This window comes from Actinacidiphila sp. DG2A-62, from assembly GCF_035825295.1.
Classification (GTDB): domain Bacteria; phylum Actinomycetota; class Actinomycetes; order Streptomycetales; family Streptomycetaceae; genus Actinacidiphila.
In genome coordinates this window covers 5562141-5586526 of record NZ_JAYMGI010000002.1, presented here as the reverse complement: position 1 = coordinate 5586526, position 24386 = coordinate 5562141, and the positions used below count along the sequence as shown (strand labels likewise).

Below are 24386 nucleotides of genomic sequence, written 5' to 3'. Positions count from 1 at the left end.
GCTACGGTCCCCCTGCACTGCTCCCCCCACCCCCTCTCAAGGAGCAACAGGTGTTCAGACCCCTCAGAAGTCTCCGCGGCCTGCGCCGCGCGGTCGCGCTGGGCGGCGGCGCCGCGCTGGTGGCGGCCGGCGTGGTCGCGGTGGCCGCGCAGCCGGCGCTCGCCGCCGCGACCGGCGGCAGCGGCGCGAGCCTGCCCTACGTCGAGGTCCAGGCGGAGAACTCCAGCACCAACGGCACGGTGATCGGGCCGAGTTGGGCGTACGGGCAGCTCGCCGACGAGGCGTCGTACCGCAAGGCGGTGACGCTCCAGGGCAGCGGCAAGTACGTGCAGTTCACCACCCCGGTGGCGACCAACTCGATCGACTTCCGCTACAGCATCCCGGACTCGGCGAACGGCTCGGTGTACACCGCCCCGCTGTCGCTGTACATCAACGGCGTCAAGCAGGCCGACGTCACGCTGACCAACGCCTACAGCTGGTTCTACGGCAGTTACCCGTTCACCAACACCCCCGGCAGCAACCCCCACCACTTCTACGACGAGGCGCACCGGCTGCTGTCGCAGACGTATCCGGCGGGCACCACCTTCAAGCTCCAGGTGGACGCGGGCGACACCGCCTCCTCGTACACGATCGACTTCGCGGACTTCGAGCAGGTCGGCCCGGCGCTGACGCAGCCCTCGGGCTCGGTCTCGGTGACCAGCAAGGGCGCCGACGCCACCGGCGCGGGCGACTCCACCGCCGCCTTCAACGCCGCGATAGCCGCGGCCGGTTCGGGCGGCACGGTCTGGATACCGCCGGGCACGTACAACATCCCCGGCCACATCACCGTGGACAACGTCACGATCGCCAGCGCCGGCATGTGGTACTCCACCGTCACCGGCGCGGCGCCCGGCTTCTACGGCACCTACCCGCCGTCGACCGCCAAGTCCAATGTGCACCTGAAGGACTTCGCGATCTTCGGCAACGTCCAGGAGCGCAACGACAACGACCAGGTCAACGGCATCGGCGGCCAGTTGAGCAACTCCTCGGCCAGCAACCTGTGGATCGAGCACATGAAGGTCGGCGCCTGGATGGACGGGCCGATGGACAAGCTGACCTTCAGCGGGCTGCGCATCCGCGACACCACCGCCGACGGCATCAACTTCCACGGCGGCGTGACCAATTCGACGGTGACCAACAGCGACGTCCGCAACACCGGTGACGACGGGATCGCCACCTGGGCGGACTCCTCGGTCGGCGCGGACGCGGGCGACACCATCTCGAACAACACCGTGCAGCTGCAGATCCTCGCCAACGGCATCGCGATCTACGGCGGCCACGACAACACCGTCAGCGGCAACCTGGTCAAGGACTCCGGCCTGACCCAGGGCGGCGGCATCCACGTCGGCCAGCGCTTCACCTCGACCCCGGTCGGCACCACCACGATCTCCGGCAACACCCTGATCCGCGACGGCAGCCTCGACCCCAACTGGCAGTTCGGCGTGGGCGCGCTGTGGTTCGACGGCAGCCAGGGCTCGATCAACGGCCCGATCAACGTGAGCAACGCGCTGATCGAGCAGAGCCCCTACGAGGCGGTGCAGTGGGTCGAGGGCACCATCAGCGGGGTCAGCCTCGACCACGTGACCATCGCCGGCGCCGGCACCTTCGCGCTGCAGGAACAGACCGGCGGCGCAGCGAAGTTCAGCAACGTCACCGCGACCGGCATCGGCGCCTCCACCCCCGTCTACAGCTGCGAGGGCGGCAACTTCACCGTCACCGACGGCGGCGGCAACTCCGGCATCAGCGGCACCCCGGCCTGCGGCGGCTGGCCCACCCCGGTCTTCCCGCCGTACCCGTCCGAGGGCGTCACCGCCAACCCCAGCGCGCTGAGCTTCGGTTCGGTCGCCACCGGCTCCACCAGCGCGGCGCAGAACGTGACGGTGTCCAACCCGACCGGCTCGGCCGCCGCGGTCTCCTCCGTCGCGGCCACCGGCGACTTCGCGCAGACCAACACCTGCGGCTCGTCGATCCCGGCGAACGGTTCGTGCACGGTGAGCGTGACCTTCAAGCCGACCGCGGCCGGGGCCCGCACCGGCACCCTGACGGTGAACGCCGGCGGCACCACCAGCACGGTGAGCCTGTCCGGCACCGGCACCGCGCCGGGCCCGGTGCTCAACGCCTCCCCGGCGAGCCTGTCCTTCCCCGGCACGGTCGTCGGCGCCACCGCGGCCACCCAGACCGTCACGGTGACCAACTCCGGCACCACCTCGGCGACCGTCTCCGGCGCCACCGTCACCGGCGACTTCGGCCAGAGCACCACCTGCTCCACGCTCGCCGTCGGCGCGTCCTGCACGGTGACCGTCACCTTCAAGCCGACCACCGGCGGCGCCCGCACCGGCACCCTGACGGTGAACAGCAACGCCAACAACAGCCCCACCACCGTCGCGCTCAGCGGCACCGGCATCGACGGCTCCACCAACGTCGCGGCGGGCAAGGCCGCTTCGGCCAGCTCCAGCAACGGCGCCTACACCGCGGCCAACCTGACCGACTCCGACGCCTCCAGCTACTGGGAGAGCGCGGCCGGCGCCTTCCCGCAGTGGGCGCAGGTCGACCTCGGCCAGAGCTACAGCGTCGGCAAGGTGGTGCTGAAGCTGCCGCCGGCCACCGCGTGGGCGACCCGCCAGGAGACCCTGTCGCTGCTCGGCTCCACCGACGGCTCTTCCTTCAGCACCCTGAAGTCCTCGGCGTCCTACACCTTCGACCCGAGCACCGGCAACACCGTCACCCTCACCTTCACCGGCGCGAACGCCCGCTACGTGCGTGCCGACATCACCGCCAACACCGGCTGGAACGCAGCCCAGTTGTCGGACTTCGAGGTCTTCCCCGGCACCGGCGGCGACAACGGCGGGGGCGGCGACAACCCGCCGCCGGCCGGCAACCTGGCCGCGGGCAAGTCCGCCACCGAGTCCAGCCACACCCAGACCTACGCCGCCGCGAACGTCACCGACGGCAACCAGGACAGCTACTGGGAGAGCGCCAACAACGCCTTCCCGCAGTGGGTCCAGGTCGACCTGGGCGCGGCGCAGAGCGTCGGCGAGGTGGTGCTGGAGCTGCCCGCGTCCTGGGGCGCGCGCAGCGAGACCCTCGCGGTCACCGGCAGCACCGACGGATCGTCCTTCGGCACGCTGAAGTCCTCCGCGTCGTACACCTTCGACCCGAACTCCGGCGGCAACACCGTGACGATCACCTTCCCGGCCGCCTCGCAGCGCTACGTGCGGGTGACCTTCACCGCCAACACCGGCTGGCCGGCCGGGCAGTTGTCCGAACTCCAGGTCTGGGGGTCCTGACCGGCGTGGGGCGGCCGACCTGACCGGCCGCCCCCCTCGCCGCTCAGGCGATCCGGTCCAGCACCAGCGGGTCCGGGGTGAAGCCCGCGGCCTGCTCCGATCCCTGCGGCGCCACCGCGTAGCCGCCCTCCAGCGCCTGCAGCGCGTAGGCGAACTTCTCCGGGGTGTCGGTGTGCAGGGTCAGCAGCGGCTGCCCGGCGGTGACCCGGTCGCCGGGCCGGGCGTGCCACTGCACGCCCGCGCCCGCCTGCACCGCGTCCTCCTTGCGGGCCCGGCCCGCGCCGAGCCGCCACGCCGCCACGCCCACCGCGTACGCGTCCAGCGCGGTCAGCACGCCCGAGGCGGGCGCGGGGACCACGTGCGTCTCGCGGGCCACCGGCAGCGCGGCGTCCGGGTCGCCGCCCTGCGCCCGGATCATCCGCCGCCACACGTCCATCGCCGAGCCGTCGGCCAGCGCCTGGGCCGGGTCGGCGTCCGGCAGCCCGGCGGCGTCCAGCATCTCCCGGGCCAGCGCGAGGGTCAGCTCCACGACGTCCGCGGGGCCGCCGCCGGCCAGCACCTCGACGGACTCGCGGACCTCCAGCGCGTTGCCCGCGGTCAGGCCCAGCGGCACCGACATGCCGGTGAGCAGCGCGACCGTGCGCACCCCGTGGTCGGCGCCCAGGCCCACCATCGTGGCGGCCAGTTCGCGGGCGTCGTCGAGGGACTTCATGAAGGCGCCGCTGCCGACCTTGACGTCCAGCACCAGCGAGCCGGTGCCCTCGGCGATCTTCTTGGACATGATCGAGGAGGCGATCAGCGGGATCGCCTCGACCGTGCCGGTGACGTCGCGCAGCGCGTAGAGCTTCTTGTCGGCCTGCGCGAGCCCGTCGCCGGCCGCGCAGATCACCGCGCCGACGCCGTCCAGCACCGACAGCATCTCGTCGTTGGACAGCGACGCGCGCCAGCCGGGGATCGACTCCAGCTTGTCCAGGGTGCCGCCGGTGTGGCCCAGGCCCCGCCCGGACAGCTGCGGGACGGCCGCGCCGCACGCGGCGACCAGCGGCGCGAGCGGCAGCGTGATCTTGTCGCCGACGCCGCCGGTGGAGTGCTTGTCGGCGGTCGGCCGGGACAGCGCGGAGAAGTCCATCCGCTCCCCCGAGGCGATCATCGCCGCGGTCCAGCGGGCGATCTCGGCCCGGTCCATGCCGTTCAGCAGCACCGCCATGGCCAGCGCCGACATCTGCTCGTCGGCGACCGCGCCGCGGGTGTAGGCGTCGACGACCCAGTCGATCTGCTCGTCGCTGAGCCGCCCGCGGTCGCGCTTGGTACGGATGACGGAAATGACGTCCACGTGCACAACTTCCTGTCGTTCGTTGTCGCCGCCGGTCCCGCCGGCCCCGCCCGCGCGGGTCAGCGGCCCAGGTCCTCCGGGCCGAAGGCGTCCGGCAGCACCTCGGCCAGGGTGCGCAGGCCCCTGACGGTGTCCATCAGCAGACCGGGGCCGCCGTGCTCGAAGAGCAGCTGCCGGCAGCGGCCGCACGGCATCAGCACGTTGCCGTGCCGGTCCACGCAGGTGAACGCGGTCAGCCTGCCGCTGCCGGAGGCGTGCAGCGCCGAGACCAGCCCGCACTCCGCGCACAGCCCGACGCCGTACGAGGCGTTCTCCACGTTGCAGCCGACGACCGTGCGGCCGTCGTCGGCCAGCGCCGCCGCGCCGACCGCGAAGCGGGAGTAGGGCACATAGGCCCGCTCCATCGCCTCCCGGGCGGCGCCGCGCAGCGCCTCCCAGTCCACGTCGGCCGGCGTGCTGGCGGCGGGCCGGGTCATCCGCCCTGCCCCTTCCGGTACGGCACCCCGTCCGCCTTGGGCATCCGCAGCCGTTGCGCGGACAGGCCCATGACCAGCAGCGTGACCACGTACGGCGTGCCCTGCACGACCTCGTCGGGCACCGAGTCGGTGAGCATGTACCAGACCGTGAGCAGCACCGCGAAGGCCACCGAGATCGACCCGGAGACGTACGCCTTGCGGTAGAGCTTCCAGGCGCCCATGACCACCAGCAGCAGCGCGATCAGCAGCAGCAGCGCGTGCACCGAGTCGCCGCCGTTGCGCAGCTGGAGGCTGTCGGCGTAGCCGAACAGGCCGGCGCCCGCGGCCAGGCCCCCGGGCCGCCAGTTGCCGAAGATCATCGCGGCCAGACCGATGTAGCCCCGGCCGCCGGTCTGCCCCTCCAGGTAGAAGTGCGTCTGGATGGCCAGGAACACGCCGCCCAGGCCCGCCAGCGCGCCGGAGACGATCACCGCGACGTACTTGTACGTGTAGACGTTGACGCCCAGCGACTCCGCCGCGGTGGGGTTCTCGCCGCAGGAGCGCAGCCGCAGCCCGAACGAGGTGCGCCACAGCACGAAGAAGGTGAGCACGAACAGCACGACCGCCAGCAGCGTCAGCGACGAGATGTTGGTGACCAGGCCGCCGACGATCCCGGCCAGGTCGGAGACCAGGAACCAGTGGTGGGCCTGGAGGTCGCCCAGCCAGTGCGACAGGCCCGGCACGGTGAAGTGCTTGATGTCCGTCATGGGCGGCGACTGCTTGGGCGTGCCGCCCTTCTCGACCGCGTCGCCGGTGGTGAACAGCTTCTTGGCCAGGTACGTGGTGACGCCGGTGGCCAGGATGTTGATCGCGACACCGGCGATGATGTGGTCGACGCCGAAGGTGACGGTGACCACCGCGTGCACCAGGCCGCCGACCGCGCCGCCGAGGACGCCGGCCAGCACCGCCATCCACGGGTTGGTCTGCCAGCCGGCCCACGCGCCGAAGAAGGTGCCGAGGATCATCATGCCTTCGAGGCCGATGTTGACCACGCCGGCCCGCTCCGACCACAGGCCGGCCAGGCCCGCCAGGCCGATCGGCACCGCGCCGGACAGCGCGCCGGCCACCTGCCCGGCCGAGGTGATGTCCTCCGCGCCGGTGACCGCGCGGACCGCGGAGACCACGATCAGCGCGCCGGCCACGATCAGCAGCATGATCGCCGGGGTGATCCGCAGCCGCCCGGTGCTGGGCCGCTCGACCCGCGGCGCGGCCGGCGGCGGGGTCTGGGTTGCGGTGGCGCTCACGCCGTGACCTCCTGCTTGTCGTCGGAGCCGGCGGCCGCGAGTTCCGCGCCGACCTGGCGTTGCTGCCGGGTGAGTCCGTAGCGGCGGACGAGTTCGTAGGCGATGACCACGGCCAGCACGATGACGCCCTGGATCACACCGACGATCTCCTTGTCGTAGCCCTCGAACTCCAGGCCGTTGGAGGCACGCTCCAAGAACGCCCACAGCAGCGCGCCGACCGCGACGCCGATCGGGTTGTTGCGGCCGAGCAGGGCGACCGCGATGCCGGTGAAGCCGATGCCGACGGGGAAGTCGGTGCCGTAGTCGTAGGACTGGTTGAGCAGGGTGGGCATGCCGACCAGGCCGGCCATCGCGCCGGAGATCAGCATGCTGGTGACCACCATGCGCTTGACGCTGACGCCGGAGGCCTCGGCGGCGGACTGGGAGCGGCCCACCGCGCGCAGGTCGAAGCCGAAGCGGGTGCGGGACAGCCCGAACCAGTAGATGACGCCGACGACCGCCGCGATCACGATGAAGCCGACCACCGGGTCGGTGGAGGTGTGGAAGTTGAACAGGTGGCTGGAGGAGGGCAGCGGCTTGGTGGAGACCATGTTGGCGTTCTTGTCGAGCACGCCGAGCCGGCCGTCCTGCAGGAAGTAGCCGATCACGATGCCGGCCAGCGAGTTCAGCATGATCGTGGAGATGACCTCGCTGACGCCGCGGGTCACCTTCAGCACGCCGGCGATGGCCGCCCAGACCGCGCCGACGGCCATCGCGGTCAGGATGATGACCGGGATCTCGATGGCGCCGGGGATCGACAGGGCGCCGCCGACCGCGGCGGCGAAGAAGGCCGCGAGCCGGTACTGGCCGTCCACGCCGATGTTGAACAGATTCATCCGGAAGCCGACCGCGACGGCGAGGCCGGCCAGGTAGTACGTGGTGGCCTTGTTGAGGATGTAGACCTGGCTGTCGGACTTGCTGCCGTAGGTCAGCATCACGTGGAAGGCGTCGAACGGCTGCTTGCCGGTGGCGGCGAGCACCAGCGCGGTGACGATCAGCGCGCCGACGACGGCCAGCACGGGGGCGGCGACGGCCAGCAGCAGCCGGTCCTTGTCGAACTTCTTCATCGGTCCTCTCCCCCAGGTGCCCCGGCTCCCCCGGACTGCCCGTCGGTCTCGGATGCGAGGTGGCCGGAGGCCGCGCCGGTCATGGCGGAGCCCAGCTCCTCGGGGGTGATGGTGGCCGGGTCGGCGTCGGCGACCAGCCGGCCCGGTACATCACCCGCAGCGTGTCGGACAGGCCGATCAGCTCGTCCAGGTCGGCGGAGATCAGCAGCACCGCCAGGCCCTCGCGGCGGGCCTCGCGGATCTGGTCCCAGATCTGCGCCTGCGCGCCGACGTCGACGCCCCGGGTGGGGTGCGCGGCGATCAGCAGCTTGGGCAGGTGGCTCATCTCGCGGCCGACGATCAGCTTCTGCTGGTTGCCGCCGGACAGCGACGCCGCGGTGACCTCGATGCCGGGGGTGCGCACGTCGTACTCCGCGACGATCCGCTCGGTGTCGCGGCGGGCCGCGCCGGCGTCGATCAGGAAGCCGCGGCTGTTGGGGCGCTCGGTGACGTGGCCGAGGATGCGGTTCTCCCACAGCGGGGCCTCCAGCAGCAGGCCGTGCCGGTGCCGGTCCTCGGGGATGTAGCCGATGCCGTCCTCGCGGCGCTTGCGGGTGGGCGCCTGGGCGATGTCGCGGCCGTCCAGCAGCAGGCCGCCGCCGTCCGGGATGCGCATGCCCATGATCGTCTCGACCAGTTCGGCCTGGCCGTTGCCCTCGACGCCCGCGATGCCGAGCACCTCGCCCTTGTGGATGGTGAACGAGATGTCGTCCAGCACCTTGCGCTCCACGCCCTCGGCGTCGACCACGGCGAGCCGCAGGCCCTCGACGGTGAGCATGGGCTCGTCGGTGACGGTGGACTCGCGGGTCTCCGGCGACGGCAGTTCGCTGCCGACCATCAGCTCGGCGAGCTGCTTGGTGGTGGTGTGCTTCGGGTCGGCCTCGCCGACGGTGGTGCCGCGGCGGATCACGGTGATCTCGTCGGCGACCGACAGCACCTCGCCGAGCTTGTGCGAGATGAAGATGACGGTCAGGCCCTCGGACTTCAGGCCGCGCAGGTTGTCGAAGAGCGCGTCGACCTCCTGCGGGACCAGCACCGCGGTGGGCTCGTCGAGGATCAGGATGCGCGCGCCGCGGTAGAGGACCTTGAGGATCTCCACCCGCTGCCGGTCGGCGACGCCGAGGTCCTCCACGAGGGCGTCGGGCCGCACCCCCAGGCCGTACGCGTCGGAGATCTCGCGGATCTTCGCCTTGGCGCGGCCGCCGATCCCGTACAGCTTCTCGCTGCCCAGGACGACGTTCTCCAGCACGGTGAGGTTGTCGGCCAGCATGAAGTGCTGGTGGACCATGCCGATGCCGCGGGCGATGGCGTCGCCGGGGTCGTGGAAGACGGCCTGCTCGCCGTTGACCGCGATGGTGCCCTCGTCCGGCTTCTGCATGCCGTAGAGGATCTTCATCAGGGTGGACTTGCCCGCGCCGTTCTCGCCGACGAGGGCGTGCACGGTGCCGCTGCGCACGGTGATGTCGATGTCGTGGTTGGCCACGACGCCGGGGAAGCGCTTGGTGATGCCGCGCAGTTCGACGGCGGGCGCGCCGGCGGGGGCGGCGCCGGCCGGTGACGCGGGTGGGCTGGTGGAGGCGTTGATGGCGCACTCTCCTCGGGGGAAAGGCTCGGGCGGGGCGTGGGCCCGAACGTATCGCGGAAAATCATCTCTACGCGCGTAGCGTTGCCCTATCGGCACGTAAAGCGAAGGCTCGGCGGGGTGGTCGCGGCACCCCCCGCCGAGCCTCGTGCGCACTCCCGGGATCAGGGAGTGGACTTGACCGTGATCTGACCGGAGACGATCTTCTGCTTCGCGGCGTCGATCTGCGACTGGATGTCGGTGAGGAAGCCGCCCGAGGTGGCCAGCGACACGCCGTTGTTCTTCAGGTCGTACGTGGTGGTGCCGGTCTTCGGCGAACCGTCGTGCACGGACTTGATCAGGTCGTACACGGCCACGTCGACGTTCTTGATCGCCGAGGTGAGGATCGAGTTCTTGTACTTCGCCAGCGCCGGGTCGTTGTACTGGTCGGAGTCCACGCCGATCGCCCAGGCGCCGGGCTTGCCGGCCACCGCCTGGATGGAGCCGTCGCCGGACAGGCCGGCCGCGGAGTAGATCACGTCGATGCCCTTGTCGAGCATGCCCTGCGCCTTGCCCTGCGCCGACGTCGGGTCGTTGAAGCCCTTGGTGTCGGTCTCGTACAGGTACTGGTCGGTGACCTGGATGGACGGCTTGGTGGCCTTGGCGCCCTGGTCGAAGCCGGCCTGGAAGGTGCCGATCAGGGCGTTGTGCACGCCGCCGATGAAGCCGACCTTGCCGGACTTGCTCTTCAGCGCGGCGGCGACGCCCGCCAGGTACGAGCTCTGCTCGGTGGCGAAGGTCATGCTGTCGACGTTGGGCTGGTCGACGACCGAGTCCACCAGGCCGAAGGTGGTCTTCGGGTACTTCTTGGCGATCTTGGTGACCGCGTCGCCGTAGGTGAAGCCGACCGCCACGACGGGGTTGTCGCCGGCCGCGGCCAGCGAGTCCAGGCGCTGCTCGCGGTCGGACTCGGTCTCGCCGTTGGACGCGGTCAGCTCCTTGTGACCGGTCTTGAACTCGGCGTCGGCCTTGTCCATGCCGCGCGCGGCGGAGTCGTTGAAGGAGTGGTCGCCGCGGCCGCCGACGTCGAAGGCCATGCCGACGCCCTTGTTCTTGCCGCTGTCCGACGTGGAGCTGCTGCCGCACGCGGTCGCGGTGAGCGCGAGTGCCGCGGACACCACACCCGCGGCAGCGATCTTGGATACCCGGCGCAAGAGGGTCCCCTTCAGTTGGAAGCGCCCCGTCCGGCGCTGGCTAATCCGGGAGCTTAACGCGCGTAGATGTCACGTAAAGACCGAATGAAGTCCTGTTATCGGATCGACGCAATCCGGCCACGTTTCGATCCGATGACGCCCAGGTGACGCGCCGGTCGGGGGCGCCGCGGGCGCTGCGGGCGGGCGCCCGGGTCCGCGGGCGCCCGGCCGGTCGTCAGGACAGCAGCGCGGCCCCGGTGAAGAGTTCCACGCCGACGTCGATGGCCGCTTCGTCGGCGTCGAAATCACCCTGGTGGAGGTCGCGCCTGGCGGTGTCGCCGAGGGGGCGGACGCCGAGGCGGGCGAGGGCGCCGGGGACGTGTTCGAGGTACCAGGAGAAGTCCTCGCCGCCCAGGCTCTGCTCGGTGTCCTCGACGGTGTGCGCGCCGTACCGCTCGGTCATGGCGGCGCGCAGCAGCTCGACCGAGTCGGCCTCGTTGACCACCGGGGGGACGCCGCGCTGGTAGGTGATCTCGCACTTGGCGCGGTAGATCGAGGCGACCTGGTCGATCACCTCGTGCACCAGGTCGGGCGCCTCGTGCCAGGCGGTCAGGTCCAGGCAGCGGACGGTGCCCTCCAGTTCGGCGTGCTGCGGGATGACGTTCGCGGCGTGGCCGGCCTCGATGCGGCCCCACACGATGCTCAGGCCCGAGCGCGGATCGACCCGGCGGGTCAGCGCGGCCGGCAGCTCGGTGGCGAGCTTGGCCGCGGCCATCACCAGGTCGGTGGTCAGGTGCGGGCGGGCGCTGTGGCCGCCGGGGCCGTCCAGCGAGAGCTTCAGCCTGTCGGCGGCCGAGGTGATCGGCCCGTGCCGCAGCCCGATCCGGCCGACCTCGACCTTGGGGTCGCAGTGCACGGCCAGGATGCGGCCGACGCCCTCCAGGACGCCCGCCTTCACCGCGTCCAGCGCGCCGCCCGGCATGATCTCCTCGGCGGCCTGGAACACCAGCCGCACCGGCCGCGGCAGCCGCCCCCGCGCGGCGAGGTCCGCGAGCACCAGGCCGGCGCCGAGCACGACCGTGGTGTGCACGTCATGGCCGCAGGCGTGGGCGCGGCCCTCGACGGTGGAGCGGTACTCGACGTTCTTGGTGTCCGGCACCGGCAGCGCGTCCAGGTCGGCGCGCAGCGCCAGCCGCGGCCGCTCGGCGTCGTCGGCGCCGATGTCGCAGACCAGGCCGGTGCCGCCGGGCAGCACCCGCGGGCTGAGCCCGGCGGCGGCGAGCCGCGCCCTGACCTGCTCGGTGGTGCGGAACTCCTGCCGGCCGAGCTCCGGGTGGCGGTGCAGGTCGCGCCGGAACGCGATCAGCTCGGCGCGCAGCCGCGGGGTCAGCACGGGGGCCGCCAGGGGGGCGGGCGCGGCGGGGGGCGGCGCGGAGGCGGCGGGCTCTGCGGGCGACGCGTCGGACGACGCTGCTGGTGAGTCGTTCACCTCAGTCAGGGTATGCCCCACGACCGGCTCCTCTTACATGATGGGGAAAAATGAATCGCGGCTGGAGGAGAAGAAGTCGCCCGATCGGCGCATACCGGATCATCCTCGGGGGTATGCCCACCCTTTTGGGGTCACGGGCTCGGTGCCACCCATAGTCGCTCAACGAGCAGGCCGCCGCGAGGCAACGCGGGGCCGTGCGGCCCGGCGTACGGCAACGGAGTGACCGCGCACCGGTGCGCGGGTTCCACCTTACGACTCCGGTGTTACGGCACTGTGGCGGCGGCGGGGGCGGCGCGCTCGATAAGCTCGGAGCATGACGGAGCTGCCTGACTGGATGCGCCCTCCGCGCGAGGAGGGCTGGTTCGCCGATGACCTGGACCGCCTCACCGAGGCGCCCCGCCACACCGAGCTGATCGACGGAGCGCTCGTTTTCATGATGTCCCCCCAGCGCTGGTGGCACGGCGAACTCGTCGACCTCCTCAAGAACGCGCTCAAGCAGCAGGCGCCGCAGGGCCTCCGGGTCGGCCGCGAGATGACGATCCGGCTCGACACCCGGAACCGGCCGGAGCCCGACGTCCTGGTCGTCACGGCTCCGTACGACCGCGACCGCACCTGGTTCGCCCCCGAGGAGGTCCAGCTCGTCGTCGAGGTCGTCTCGCCGGAGTCGGCGCACCGCGACCGCACGGTGAAGCTGCACAAGTACGCCGAGGCGGGGATCGCGCACTACTGGTGCGTCGAGGACGAGGACGGCGTTCCCGCGGTGCACGTCTACGAACTGGACCGCCCCACCGGCGCGTACGCCCCGGCCGGCATCTTCCGCCACGCGCTGCACCGCACGGTCCCGTTCGAGATCACCCTGGACCTCGATCAGATCACTCCGTGAGGGCCTCGCCGAACCCGCGGGCGGCGGGGTCGGCAGCCGGGGTCAGCGGCGGGGGCCGAGGAGGCGGGTGTAGAGGTCCAGCAGGGGGGCGGACTCGGTCTGCCAGGACCACTGGCGCAGGACGTCCGCGCGGTCGTAGGACTTGCGGTAGCGGCGGGGGTTGGTGAGGATCGCGCCGACCGCGCGCACGAAGTCCGCGGTGTCGCCGGCGCGGAACACCTCGCCGTTGCCGAGTTCCAGGGTGGCCGCGGCCATCGCCCGCACGTCGCTGACCACCACCGGCAGCCGGGCGTGCGCGTATTCGAAGTAGCGGGAGGCCAGCACCGGCTGGTGGTACGGGAGTTGGCGCACCGGCAGGACGCCGATGTCGGCCGAGGCGAGGAAGGCCGGCACCTCCTCGACGGGGACGTACGGCAGGACGTGCAGCCGTGCGTGGACGCCGAGTTGGGCGGCGCGCTCGCGCAGCGCGGCCAGCTCCGCGTCAGCCGGGTCGGGCACCACGAAGGCGGCGTGTAGGTCGTAGAGCTTGGGCAGCGCCTCGACCACGGTGGCCGCTCCCCGGTCCGGCGTGACCGGCCCGGTGTGCACCAGCAGCGGCACGTCCGCGGCCAGCCGGCAGCGTGCCCGCACCCCGCCCGCCGGGTGCTCGGGCGGCTCGGTGAGCGGCGGGGTGTTGCGGGCGACCGTGGGGGTGGCCGACAGGCCGTGCCGGGCGCGCAGTTCGGCCGCGAGCCGGTCGCCGACGGTCACCACGCCGTCCGCCTCGCGCGCGAACGTCCGCTCGTGCGCCTCGGCCGCCGCCTGCGCCCTGCGGTCCGCCTCGGGGGTGCGCGGCGGCACGTCCCACACCACCTCGATGCGGTGCCCGGACGCCTCCGCGCGCAGCGCCGCCCGGATCGCCACGCCCAGCGCCCGGTGGCCGAGCGCGTGGATCAGGTGCGGGCGCACGGTGTCCAGGACCGGCCCGAACGCGACTTCCTCGTCCAGCAGTCCGGGGTCCAGCCGGCGCCAGGCCCGGCGGCCGAGCAGCAGCCGCGTGGCGGCGGTCAGCAGGTTGTCCAGGCGTGTCGTGGGGTGCCGGCGCCGGCGCACGGCGGCGCGGTGCTGGGCGGCCCGCACCCTGACCCAGCCGGCCCGCAGCCCGTGCCGCAGCCAGGCCAGGATGTACGCGGTCCTGGCCGCCGCGAGCAGCGGCAACGGGCGGTGCACCAGGGCGAGTTCCGCGCCGCGGGTGGCCAGCAGGGCGCGGGCGGCGGCCAGTTGGGCGGTCCGGTGGTCGTACGCCTCGGCGCTGCGGTAGGCCAGCGGCCAGCGCGGGACGGGGTGCGGGCGGCGTTCGCGGTGCGTCCGGAGCACGTCCCGCACCCGGATGTGGCGGACGGCCACGCCCGGCGGCGCGGTCGCCTCGCGCGGCGCTCCGGTTCCGCCCGGCGCGGCTCCGCGCGGCGCGGAGGCGCTCGGCGCCGGGCCGTCGGGGGTCGGGCCGGCGCGGCCGATCAGGGTGACGCGGTAGCCGGCGTCGCGCGCGGCGGTCGCGACCCGGCGCGCGCGGGAGTCGCCGTCCAGGACGGCGGTCGAGAGCACGGCGATGTGCGTGGTGCGCGGTGGGCGCGTGGGGTTGGGTAAGGTGCCCGCCATTCGGGCACTCAACCGGACGAACATGATCCACAGGTTACGTCCGCACCTCCCCCGGCGAACGCCGTCTTGACGCTCGGCGCTGCGCCGATCAGGGGCGCGGGTTCCGTTCGCGCTCAACGTTGCGCCCCAGGGGCGCGGGGAACTGCGCGAGCAACCCACCACGGCCGGTGGTCCGGATCGGACCGATCTGCCCCTTCGGGGCGGTGACGACCTGCGGGCCGCAGGGGGCACCTCCCAGGCGAAGCCCTGGGGGAGGCTGGTCGCGCAGTTCCCCGCGCCCCCTCTTTGCTGACGCCCAGCGTCGACGCAACCCCCGCCCCTGACCGGCTCAGCGCCCAGCGTTGTGCGCGGACTGGGTGATCGTCGTGAGGAAGGTGTGCGCGCGGGGGGAGGCCGCGGGGGTGAGCCACTCCGCGTCGATGTCGACGACGACCACGTCGACCCCGGTCCCCGCCAGCGCGAGCGGCAGCGTGTGGACGACCGTCGACGGGAACGACAGCACCGAGCGCCCGATCGGCCCGCGCCGCGCGACGAGTTCCAGCGGCAGGTCGGGCCGGACGATCTCCAGGCCGGTCTCCGCCGCCAGCCGGTGCAGCTTGTCCGCCGCCTCCCGCCGGTGCGCGAAGTACCGTTTGGCGCCGTGGCGTTCGGCCAGCCCGCGGACCACCGTGAGGTAGCGCTCGGGGTCGACCACGCCGGTCTCGACCAGCGACGTGCCCACCAGGTCGGTGCCCTGGAGGGTGCGCGGCGGCCCGAACCGGCTGCGGGTCCAGGCGAACCGGTTGGCCCGCAGCGCCATCCCGGCCGGCGGCGACGCCGGCATCGCGCTGAACAGCTCCACCCGGCGCCGCCTGCCGGGTGAGCCGGCGCCGCGCGGCGGAGGAGAAGACGCCGAGGACCACGTCGGCCGGGGACCTGCGGTGGCCGCTGCGGTGCCAGCGCACCAGCCGGCCGCCGCGGGCCAGGATCTCGGTGAACTCCATGGTCGCCGTGCCGTCGTCCACCACCGTGAGGTCCTTCGCCCGCCGGCACAGCGGCAACAGCACCTGCACCAGCCGGGAGAAGGGGTCGCCGACCACCAGGCGGCGTACCCGTAGCAGCGTCGGGGCGAGCGCGAACGCGGTGCGCAGCAGTCCGCCGCGACCGCCGCGGGCCTCGTACCAGCGCACCACCACCCCCTCGTCGCGGGCGAGTTCGGCCATCCGGCGCAACTGGCCGCGGCTGGTCGGGTCGGACGGCGACAGCACGACGATCAGCAGCGGTCCGGCGCCGGGCCGGCCGTACCGGCGTCGCCCTCACCGCCGCCGGCCGTACCGGCGCCGTCGCCGCCCGGGCCGCTCGCGCCGGCGTCCGCGGGCCCGGCGGCCGGGCCCGCGACGCCCCTGCGGGCGGCGGGGACCACCGGCGGCTCGGGCGGGCGCACGTGCGCCCACTCCAGGACGTTGAGCAGCTGCACCGGGGACTCGACCAGGGCGACCGTGCCGGCGCCCGGCGCGGGGCGGCGTCCGCCGGCCACCTGCTCCGGCGGATGCGTCCCCGCGTCGTCGGGCCGTACGGCCTGTCCGGGCTGTCCGGGCTGTCCGGTCATGGGCCCCGCGCTCCCGCTCGTCCGTCGTCCGGTCAGACCGACGCGGTCGCGGCGGAGTCCGCGTCGGCCGCGGCGCGCGCCTCGGCCTCGGCGACGACGCCCGGCACCCGGCGCAGCTTCTTCATCGGGCCCAGCTCGCCCTCGTAGACCTTCTTCACGCCGTCGCCGAGCGAGGACTCGATGATGCGGATGTCGCGCACCAGGCGCTCCAGGCCCTGGGACTCCACGGACGCGGCCTGGTCCGAGCCCCACATCGCGCGGTCGAGGGTGATGTGCCGCTCGACGAAGACCGCGCCGAGCGCGACCGCGGCGAGCGTGGTCTGCAGGCCGACCTCGTGGCCGGAGTAGCCGACCGGCACGTTCGGGTACTCGTTCTGCAGGGTGTTGATCATCCGCAGGTTGAGCTCCTCGTGCTTGGCCGGGTAGGTCGACGTGGCGTGGCAGAGCACGATGTTGTCGCTGCCGAGGACCTCGACGGCGTGCCGGATCTGCTTGGGCGTCGACATGCCGGTGGACAGGATGACGGTGCGGCCGGTGGCGCGCAGCGCGCGCAGCAGCTCGTCGTCGGTGAGGCAGGCGGAGGCCACCTTGTGCGCGGGGACGTCGAACTTCTCCAGGAACTCCACCGACGGCACGTCCCACGGGGAGGCGAACCAGTCGATGCCGCGCTTGCGGCAGTACTCATCGATGGCGCGGTAGCCGTCCTCGTCGAACTCCACCCGGTGGCGGTAGTCGATGTAGGTCATCCGGCCCCAGGGGGTGTCGCGCTCGATCTCCCACTGGTCGCGCGGGGTGCAGATCTCCGGGGTGCGCTTCTGGAACTTCACCGCGTCGCAGCCCGCGGCGACGGCCGCGTCGATCAGCGCGAACGCGTTCTCCAGGTCGCCGTTGTGGTTGATGCCGATCTCGCCGGTGACGTAGACGGGCTGGCCGTTGCCAATGTGGCGGGAGCCGACGGCGCGGAGGTTGGCCGGGAGGGTGTTCTGCGGAGAGGTCACGGGGATGTTCCTTCGGATTCGGTGTCGTGGGGATGCGGCTGCGGTTCCCGCCGGTACGGCGGTGCGGCGGTTCAGCGGTCCAGCGAGGGACCGAGCAGCCACGCGGCGATCTCGCGGATCGCTCCCTGGCCGCCGTGCGCGGTGGTGACGGCGCGCGCCGCGGCGCGCACCACGTCGTGGGCCCCGGCGACGGCGACGGGCCAGCCGACCAGGGCGAAGCAGCCCATGTCGTTGACGTCGTTGCCGGCGTACAGGACCCGTTCGGGCGCGATGCCGTTCTCCTCGCACCACTGCTTGAGTGCGAGGTCCTTGCGGTCGATGCCGTGCAGCACGGGGACCCGCAGCTTGCGGGCCCGTGCGGCGACGACCGGGTTGGTCTCGGTGGACAGGATCAGGACCGGCAGCCCGGCGCGGCGCAGCGCCGCGATGCCGAGGCCGTCGCCGCGGTGCACGGCGACCGTCTCGCGGCCGTCGGCGTCGATCAGCACCCGGTCGTCGGTCTGGGTGCCGTCGAAGTCCAGGACGACCGCGTCGATCTCGTCGCGGCCCGGGGTGGTCGCGGCCGGGTCCAGCAGCGGCGCCAGCGCGCGGGCCCTGGCCAGGTCGGCCGGCTCGTCGATCTCCAGCACCCGGGCGGGGTCGGTGGGGATCAGCGCGGTGCGGCCGAAGAAGCGGTGGTTGGAGACGCGGAAGCCGTCGGCGCGCATGGCGTACGCGGCGCCGGTCTCCAGCAAATCCTGCGGCCGGTCCTGGCGCCGCGGCCGGGTCGCCCGGTCGTGGTTGACGCCGAACGCCCCCTGCGGGCCGGCGTCCTCGCGCCAGACGAAGCCGTGGAACGCGGCGACGGTGTGCGCGGTGTCGGCGCCGCCCTCGGTGATCGCGGCGACGCAGTCGTCGATCTCCTCGCTGGTGAGGAAGGGGCTGGTGCACTGCACCAGCAGCACCACGTCGGCGGCGGCGCCGGTCGTCACGGCGTGCGCGTCCATCGCGTGCAGGACCGCGGCCTCGCTGGTCGCGGTGTCCCCGGCGATGGCGGCGGGCCGCAGCACCACGTCGGCGCCGGCGGCGCGAGCGGTCTCGGCGGTCGCGGGGTCGTCGGTGGAGACGACCACCGAGGTGACGCGGTGCGCCCCGCGGCACGCGCGGACCGCCCGCGCGACCAGCGGTATGCCGCCGACCGCGGCGAGGTTCTTCCCGGGCACGCCCTTGGAGCCGCCGCGCGCGGGGATCACCGCGAGGACGTTCCGGCTGCGGTGGTCCGTTTCCCCCGTTCCGGGGTGCGTCTCGCTCATGCGGTGGCTCCTGTCATCGTTGCGATTGCGTTCACGGGTGCGCCCCCGCGGCCCAGCGCCGCGCCGGGCGCTGCGATCAGGGGCGTGGGTCTCCCGGCCGACCCGGCGCCGGGCGTGTTCTTCAGGGGCGCGGGGAACTGCTCCCCCAGACTCCGTCCGGGAGGTACCCCCACCAGCCCGTCTGCGGCCCGCAGGTCGTCACCGGCCCGAAGGGGCTGTTCGGTTCGATCCGGACCACCGGCATGTGGTGGGTTGCTCGCGCAGTTCCCCGCGCCCCTGAACTCAACGCCGAGCGTGTAGCGGGACCTCACAGCTGGCCCCAGCGGCGGATGGAGGGAGCGACCCGCTGCACCCCTTGCCGATACGCGGCGCGAGCCGAATTGCGGAGGAAATCCCGCGCCGCCCGCCGCAGCGGCCCCGCGTCGACGGGCGCGAGCCCGGCCACCGGCTCGCCCTTGGGGTCCAGGCCGTGCCGCGCGAGCACCCCCGGCAGGTAACCCGGCGCGGTGCGCAGCGTGTAGTAAGGGGACAGCGGCGGGAGTTCGGGCGCGGCCCGCAGCGCCTTGACCCGAGCGCGCAGCGCCGCGTAGGGGTCCGCGCCGGCCACGCCGTGCGCGGCGGTCCAGTCCGGATCGGCCCGCGGCAGCACCCCGTCGTCGAGTTCGTCCCAGGACGCGTAGCACCCGGAGCCGAGGAAGTGGTGGTTGCCGAGCGACTCGCGGATGCCGAGGTCGGTGAGGACCGCGGTGGGGATGCCCCGATGCAGGGACTCCAGCGCCGCGGTGGAGCTGACGGTGACCAGCAGGTCGGTGCGGTCGAGCACCTCGCCCATCGCGCCGTAGACCAACTGCACGTTGTCCGGCGGGTCGAGGGCGGCGACCAGCTTCTGGTACGGGTGCTCCTCGATGTGCGTGGTGTGCTCGCCGGGCTTGCTGCGCAACTTCACCAGCACGTCGCGCTCGGGGTGCCGGCGGGCGTGCTCGACGGTCCGGCGCAGCAGGTGCATCCGGTCGGCTCGGCCCTCGGGCGCGGACGGCTGGACGGCGAAGGTGACGGTGAACCGCCGTGCGCCGCGGCCCTGTTCGTCGCCCGGCGGCCGGTAGCGCTCGCCGCCGAGGAAGGGCAGCGCGGTCTCCACGATCGCGTCGGTCGGGTGCCCGACCCCGCGGTAGACCTCGGTGAACCGCCGTGCGTCGTCGGCGCTGTTGGCCAGGACGACGTCGGCGCCGGCCCGCAGCAGCAGGCCGTCGGCGAGCTTCTCGTAGACCACGCCGACGTAGCCGGTGACCACCACCGGGCGTGAACGGCGGCCCTGCCAGGCGCGGTTGAAGCCGTGGATGAACGCCTGCACGGTGCCGCCGACGCAGGACAGCACGACGACGTCGCAGGTGTCGGCGTCGGTGGCGGCGAGGATCTCCGCCGCGGTCTGCTCGGTCATCGAGTCGGCGGATATGCCGAGTTCGGCGAGTTGCCGGGCGGTGGGCGTGGCCCGGCCGCGCAGCAGCCTGGCGTCGAGTCGGGCCTCGGGGTCGAGTCGTCGCGCGGTCAGCGCGCCCCACTTCCACCGGGTGTCCGAATCGGCGATCACCGTGACCCGCAGCGGGCCGGACTTGCGTTCTGGCACGACGCAGACAGTAGGAAGCCGGAGGGTTCGGCGGACAAATCCGAGGCCAACGGGAGGTAAACAAAATGCCGCCACTTCGCACGTACGCAGGTCAGCGCGGTATGCCGAACTCCCGGTGACACCGCATGTCACCGTCTCGTCATCTTTCGTTTCACCAGATGTTCTCCGGCGGCAAAGCACCGGGCGGTACCCCGCCGTAATGTACGGCGGGTGGTAAAGCTCTCCGTCATCGTGCCGTTTTTCAATGTGCAGCAATACGCTCCTGACACGCTGCACAGCCTGCGGGCCAACGCCCGGTCCGACTTCGAATTCGTGCTGGTGGACGACAAGTCCACCGACCGCACGCCGGAACTGCTGGAAAGGTCGCTGGATTCGCTGCCGGGCGCCCGCCTGGTACGGCACGAGCGCAACGGGGGCCTGGCCACCGCGCGCAACACCGGCATCGACGCCGCGCGCGGCGAGTACCTGACCTTCCTGGACGGCGACGACTGGTACGGGCCGGGCTACCTGCCCCGACTCGTCGCCGCCATCGAGGACTTGGGCACCGACTTCGTCCGGGTGGACCACGTCCAGTGCACCGGCCGCGCCCGCAACGTGATCCGGGTGCCGCACGGCCGCCGGGGCGTCCCGCTGAAGGCGCGCGACGCGATCCTGCCCGCCGACCGCTCGACCTCGGTCGACTACCCGTACGCGTGGGCCGGGATCTACCACCGCCGGCTGGTCGACGCCGGGCTGCTGCACTTCCCCGACGGGTTGCGCACCGCCGAGGACCGGCCGTGGATCTGGCGGCTGCACCGCAAGGCGGAGAGCTTCGGGGTGGCCGAACTGTTCGGCATCTTCTACCGGCGCGGCGTGACCACGTCGCTGACCCAGATCGGCGACGTGCGCCAACTGGACTTCATCCGCAGCTTCGACCAGGTGATCGCGGAGGTCAGCCAGGACCCGGAAGCCGACCGCTTCCTGCCCAAGGCGGTCCGCACCTACTGCGCGATCATCGCCCACCACCTGGGCAACATCGACCGGTTCGAGCCGCAGGTGGCGCGCAAGCTCAAGGCGATGAGCGCGGCGGCGCTGCGCCGGCTGCCGCAGGACGTGCTGACCGACGCGCTGGACTCGATGGACCTGGAGCGCAGCTCCAAGATCCGCCGGCTGCGCTGGCGGCTGCCCGCCGACGGAACGGCGGCCGCGTGATGGCGCCCGGCGCCGGCGGCCCCGGCGGCCGCACGCAGATCTTCCTCGCCTCCACCCTCTACGGCGCGGCCACGCTCGTCGCCGCGCTGGACGCGGGCTGCTTCGACGCGGCCGACCGGCGGCTGCTGCTGGTCAGCAACAACGCGGCGATCCCGGAGATCACCCCGCCGCTGGACGAGGCGCCCGGCTTCGCCGCGCTGCGCCCGCGGTTCGACGACGTGCTGTCGTGGAACGAGGCGATCCACCCGCTGCACCCGGGCGGCTGGTCGCCGCGCGCGGACGACGTGCCGATCTGGGAGCGGCATCTGCGGATGCTGTGGGACCTGGGCGAGGACCGGATCGAACTGGTCGTGGAGTCCATCCAGGTCGAGCCGGCGCTCGCGGTCGCGGCGTGCTTCACCGGCGCGCCGATCACCGTCTACGCCGACGGCCTGATGTCGTACGGCCCGACCCGCAACAAGATCGGCGCGCTCGTCGACACCCGGATCGACCGGCTGCTCCACCTGGACCTGGTGCCGGGGCTGCGCCCGCTGCTGCTGAGCGAGCACGGCGTGCCGTCCGAGGTGGTGCCGACCGAGGTGTTCACCAAGGTCCTCGCGGAGGTCGCGGACGCCTCCGAGACGGCCGCGCGCGAGACCCTGTCCGGCGTGCCGACCGGCGGCGCGCTGCTGCTCGGTCAGTACCTGTCGGCGCTCGGCCTGATCAGCGCGGCCGAGGAGGAGGAGCTGCACCTGTCGATGGTGCGCGGCGCCGCGGCTCTGGGCCACAAGGAGATCGTCTTCAAGCCGCACCCGACGGCGCCGGCGCACTGGACCGAGCCGCTGGCCGCCGAGGCGAAGCGGCTGGGCGCGACGCTGACCGTGCTCGACACCCCGGTGCTGGCCGAGGTGGTGTACCAGAAGGCCGAACCGGCGCTGGTCGTCGGCTGCTTCTCCACCGCCCTGATCACCGCGTCCGCGCTCTACGGCATCCCGGTCGCGCGCACCGGCACCGGACTCCTGCTGGACCGCCTGACGCCGTACCAGAACAGCAACCGCGTGCCGGTCACCATCGTGCACGACGCGCTGCCGGAGCTGTCCGACGCCAAGGCGGTGCGCGCCTGGCGGCCGCCGAGCCCGGAGTACGTGGCCGGCGAGTTGACCCCGCTGCTGCACACGGTCGGCTTCTGCATGCAGGCGCAGGCGTACCCGCACCTGCGGGACGAGGCGTCCGACTGGCTGGCGCACCGGCTGACCGACCGCACCTGGGTGTACTTCAAGCGCCGCCGCCTGACCTCGCTGGGCCTGCCCGGCGCGGTGCCCGGACGGCTGGCGTTCGTCCCGCGCAACCGAACCGTCCGCCGGGTGGCCCGCCGCGCCCGCGCCCTGAAGAAAGCCACCCTGGGATGAGCCTGCAGATCCCCGCGCCCGCCGACGAGTCCGCGGGCGGTGGCGGCACGGCGTCCGCCGCGTCGCCGCAGCCGGACGCGCAGCCGCACGCCGCGCCGCAAGCGCGGCCGGACGCACAAGCGGCGGCCGGGCCCCAACCGCCGAAGGCCAGGCCGGGCCCGCGGGCGGCTGCGCGCGCTGGACGGCCTGCGGCTGGTGGCCGCGCTGATGGTGTGCGCCTACCACTACGGCGGCCGCGGCGGCGACATCCAGCACGCCTGGGGCAGCTCCCCCAACCACCTCTTCCCGCACGTCGCGGGCGCGTTCTCCTACGGTCCGCTGGGCGTGCAGATCTTCTTCATCATCAGCGGCTTCGTGATCTGCATGAGCGGCTGGGGCCGCAGCGTGAAGGACTTCGCGATATCCCGGATCGTCCGGCTCTACCCGGCGTACTGGGCCGCGCTGATCATCGTCACGGTCGCGTTCGTCGCGGTCGGCTACCAGCGGCCCTCGGACGCGGACCTGCTGACGAACTTCACGATGCTGCAGATGCCGGCCGGCGCCGAGCGGGTGCTCGGGGTGTGCTGGACGCTGTGGGCGGAGATGCGGTTCTACCTGCTGTTCACGCTCTTCGTGGTGTGTCCCCACCCTTCGGGCGGGAGGTGCCCCCAGGAGCCACCCGCAAGCGGGTGCTGGTGTTCTGCGCGGTGTGGACGGTCGGCGCGCTGTACGCCGACACCTCCGGGCAAGAGTTCCTGAAGACCGCGCTGATGCCGACGTACGCGCCGTTCTTCGTCGGCGGCATGGGCCTGTACCTGGTGTACCGCTTCGGCCACGACGCCTTCGCGTGGGGCGTGGTGGCGGTCGGCTTCCTGCTCGGCCAGCGCTATGCCGTGCAGGACCTGGTGGCGCCCAAGCACATGGACGTCTTCCACCACCGCACCCAGTTCGCGGTGATCGCGATCGTCGCGCTGGGCTTCGCCGCGGTCGCCGCGGTGACGCTGGTGCCGTGGATCGCCCGCGTCGAGTGGCGCTGGCTGACCACCGCGGGCGCCCTGACGTACCCCTTCTACCTGGTGCACGAGCACCTGGGCTGGGTGGTCATCGGCAAGGCCCGCGAGCACACGGACCTGTCGGCCGGGGTGATCTTCGCCGGCACCGTCGTGGCCATGCTGGTGCTCGCCTGGCTGATGCACCGCCTGGTCGAACGCCCGCTCGCCCCCCTCCTCAAGCGGGTGCTGAGCCGACCGGTCGGCGGATAGCACTGCCCTACGATGGAACCGTGAGCGACGTCACCCGCGGAAGTGTGCGCGACCGGCCGACGCGCGCGGAGGAGATCCTCGCGGTCGGGCTGCGCGACGAGAAGAGACGGCAGACCCGGCGGCACATCGCCGAGGTCGCCACCGGGCTCTTCCTCGAACGCGGCTTCGCGCAGGTGACGATCGCGGAGGTGGCGCGCACCGCCGAGGTGTCGGTGAACACCGTCTACACCTACTTCCCCTCCAAGGAGGACCTGGTCTTCTACCCGGAGGAGGCGTCGGCGCAGCGCATGGTCCAGATGGTCGGCGACCGCCTCCCCGGGGAGTCGGCCGCCGACGCGGTGCTGGGCGCGCTGCGCGGCGAACTGCGCAACGGCGACCGGATGGTGGGCCTCACCCAGGGCTTCGGCCGGTTCCTGGAGATGGTGCGGGCCGAGCCGACGCTCGCGGTGCGGCTGGACTCGATAGGCCGCGAGATGGTGGACCGGCTGGCCGCGGTGCTCGCCGCGGAGACCGGCGCGGAGGCCGGGGACCCGCTGCCGCGGCTGGTCGCGGCGCAGCTCGGCTGGGTGCAGGAGCAGCTCTTCCGCGAGATCGGCGACCGCACCCGCGCCGGCGAGGCGCCCGGCGCGGTCGCGGAGGCCGCGCTCGCCCTCCTGGACACCGTGGAGTCCCTCCTCGGCCCCGCGGTCCGCGGCTACGCTCGGCGCTGACCTTCCGGGGGGGCGCGGCGTCCGGCC

17 protein-coding genes and 2 pseudogenes are annotated in these 24386 nt (G+C 72.9%); 7 read left to right on the top strand and 12 right to left on the bottom strand.

Features of this window, described 5'->3' with window-relative positions; translation table 11 throughout:
• The first annotated feature begins 50 nt into the window (after positions 1–50).
• The gene (locus VSR01_RS25140) at positions 51–3326 is read left to right on the top strand and encodes a galactose-binding domain-containing protein (protein ID WP_326451389.1); all 3276 of its coding nucleotides are present in this window, start codon (positions 51–53) and stop codon (positions 3324–3326) included.
• A 43-nt stretch (positions 3327–3369) separates the two neighbouring features.
• Here VSR01_RS25140 and VSR01_RS25135 read toward each other — a convergent pair whose 3' ends face one another.
• The 7 genes and pseudogenes from VSR01_RS25135 to VSR01_RS25105 form a co-directional block, all read right to left on the bottom strand.
• Positions 3370–4659, bottom strand: a complete 1290-nt coding sequence (locus VSR01_RS25135; protein ID WP_326451388.1) for a thymidine phosphorylase — start codon at positions 4657–4659, stop codon at positions 3370–3372.
• 59 nt (positions 4660–4718) lie between these two features.
• Positions 4719–5135, bottom strand: coding sequence for a cytidine deaminase (locus VSR01_RS25130; protein WP_326451387.1), 417 nt, complete (start codon positions 5133–5135; stop codon positions 4719–4721).
• Positions 5132–6418 carry an ABC transporter permease gene (locus VSR01_RS25125; protein WP_326451386.1) on the bottom strand — a complete coding sequence of 429 codons (1287 nt, stop codon included), beginning with the start codon at positions 6416–6418 and terminating at the stop codon, positions 5132–5134. The genes VSR01_RS25130 and VSR01_RS25125 overlap by 4 nt, the downstream gene beginning before the upstream one ends.
• Positions 6415–7524 (bottom strand): ABC transporter permease, encoded by a 1110-nt coding sequence (locus tag VSR01_RS25120; protein ID WP_326451385.1) that lies wholly within the window; start codon positions 7522–7524, stop codon positions 6415–6417. Before VSR01_RS25120 ends, VSR01_RS25125 begins: the two co-directional genes overlap by 4 nt.
• Positions 7521–9148, bottom strand: a pseudogene (locus VSR01_RS25115) (ABC transporter ATP-binding protein). The gene VSR01_RS25120 and the pseudogene VSR01_RS25115 overlap by 4 nt, the downstream one beginning before the upstream one ends.
• Positions 9149–9309: 161 nt before the next feature.
• On the bottom strand, positions 9310–10338 hold the full coding sequence (locus VSR01_RS25110) for a BMP family lipoprotein (RefSeq protein ID WP_326451384.1): 1029 nt from the start codon (positions 10336–10338) through the stop codon (positions 9310–9312).
• A 214-nt stretch (positions 10339–10552) separates the two neighbouring features.
• Positions 10553–11806 carry an amidohydrolase gene (locus VSR01_RS25105; protein ID WP_442785536.1) on the bottom strand — a complete coding sequence of 418 codons (1254 nt, stop codon included), beginning with the start codon at positions 11804–11806 and terminating at the stop codon, positions 10553–10555.
• Positions 11807–12119: 313 nt separating this feature from the next.
• On the opposite strand from VSR01_RS25105, the gene VSR01_RS25100 reads away from it, so the two are divergent.
• Positions 12120–12689, top strand: a complete 570-nt coding sequence (locus tag VSR01_RS25100; RefSeq protein WP_326451383.1) for a Uma2 family endonuclease — start codon at positions 12120–12122, stop codon at positions 12687–12689.
• A 42-nt stretch (positions 12690–12731) separates the two neighbouring features.
• On the opposite strand, the gene VSR01_RS25095 is transcribed toward VSR01_RS25100, so the two are convergent.
• The 5 genes and pseudogenes from VSR01_RS25095 to VSR01_RS25075 all read right to left on the bottom strand — a co-directional run bounded on the left by VSR01_RS25095 (position 12732) and on the right by VSR01_RS25075 (position 19829).
• On the bottom strand, positions 12732–14327 hold the full coding sequence (locus VSR01_RS25095; protein ID WP_326451382.1) for a glycosyltransferase: 1596 nt from the start codon (positions 14325–14327) through the stop codon (positions 12732–12734).
• 328 nt (positions 14328–14655) lie between these two features.
• Positions 14656–15843 (bottom strand): annotated as a pseudogene (locus VSR01_RS25090) (hypothetical protein).
• 104 nt (positions 15844–15947) lie between these two features.
• Entirely contained in the window at positions 15948–16913 is a 966-nt protein-coding gene (locus VSR01_RS25085) for an N-acetylneuraminate synthase family protein (RefSeq protein WP_326451381.1), read from the bottom strand.
• A gap of 71 nt (positions 16914–16984) precedes the next feature.
• On the bottom strand, positions 16985–18205 hold the full coding sequence (locus VSR01_RS25080; RefSeq protein WP_326451380.1) for an acylneuraminate cytidylyltransferase: 1221 nt from the start codon (positions 18203–18205) through the stop codon (positions 16985–16987).
• Between the two features lie 307 nt (positions 18206–18512).
• Positions 18513–19829, bottom strand: coding sequence for a DUF6716 putative glycosyltransferase (locus VSR01_RS25075; RefSeq protein ID WP_442785535.1), 1317 nt, complete (start codon positions 19827–19829; stop codon positions 18513–18515).
• 210 nt (positions 19830–20039) lie between these two features.
• Here VSR01_RS25075 and VSR01_RS25070 point away from each other — a divergent pair, with 210 nt between their 5' ends.
• From VSR01_RS25070 to VSR01_RS25050, 5 genes are all read left to right on the top strand, one after another.
• On the top strand, positions 20040–21020 hold the full coding sequence (locus tag VSR01_RS25070) for a glycosyltransferase family 2 protein (RefSeq protein WP_326451379.1): 981 nt from the start codon (positions 20040–20042) through the stop codon (positions 21018–21020).
• Positions 21020–22408: an alpha-2,8-polysialyltransferase family protein gene (locus VSR01_RS25065; RefSeq protein ID WP_326453803.1), complete on the top strand. Its 1389-nt coding sequence runs from the start codon at positions 21020–21022 to the stop codon at positions 22406–22408. The genes VSR01_RS25070 and VSR01_RS25065 overlap by 1 nt, the downstream gene beginning before the upstream one ends.
• A 195-nt stretch (positions 22409–22603) precedes the next feature.
• Complete coding sequence (locus tag VSR01_RS25060; protein ID WP_326451378.1) at positions 22604–23146, top strand: acyltransferase family protein; 543 nt, start codon at positions 22604–22606, stop codon at positions 23144–23146.
• Positions 23077–23649, top strand: coding sequence for an acyltransferase family protein (locus VSR01_RS25055; RefSeq protein ID WP_326451377.1), 573 nt, complete (start codon positions 23077–23079; stop codon positions 23647–23649). Before VSR01_RS25060 ends, VSR01_RS25055 begins: the two co-directional genes overlap by 70 nt.
• A 20-nt stretch (positions 23650–23669) precedes the next feature.
• Positions 23670–24359 carry a TetR/AcrR family transcriptional regulator gene (locus tag VSR01_RS25050; RefSeq protein ID WP_326451376.1) on the top strand — a complete coding sequence of 230 codons (690 nt, stop codon included), beginning with the start codon at positions 23670–23672 and terminating at the stop codon, positions 24357–24359.
• Positions 24360–24386: the final 27 nt, after the last annotated feature.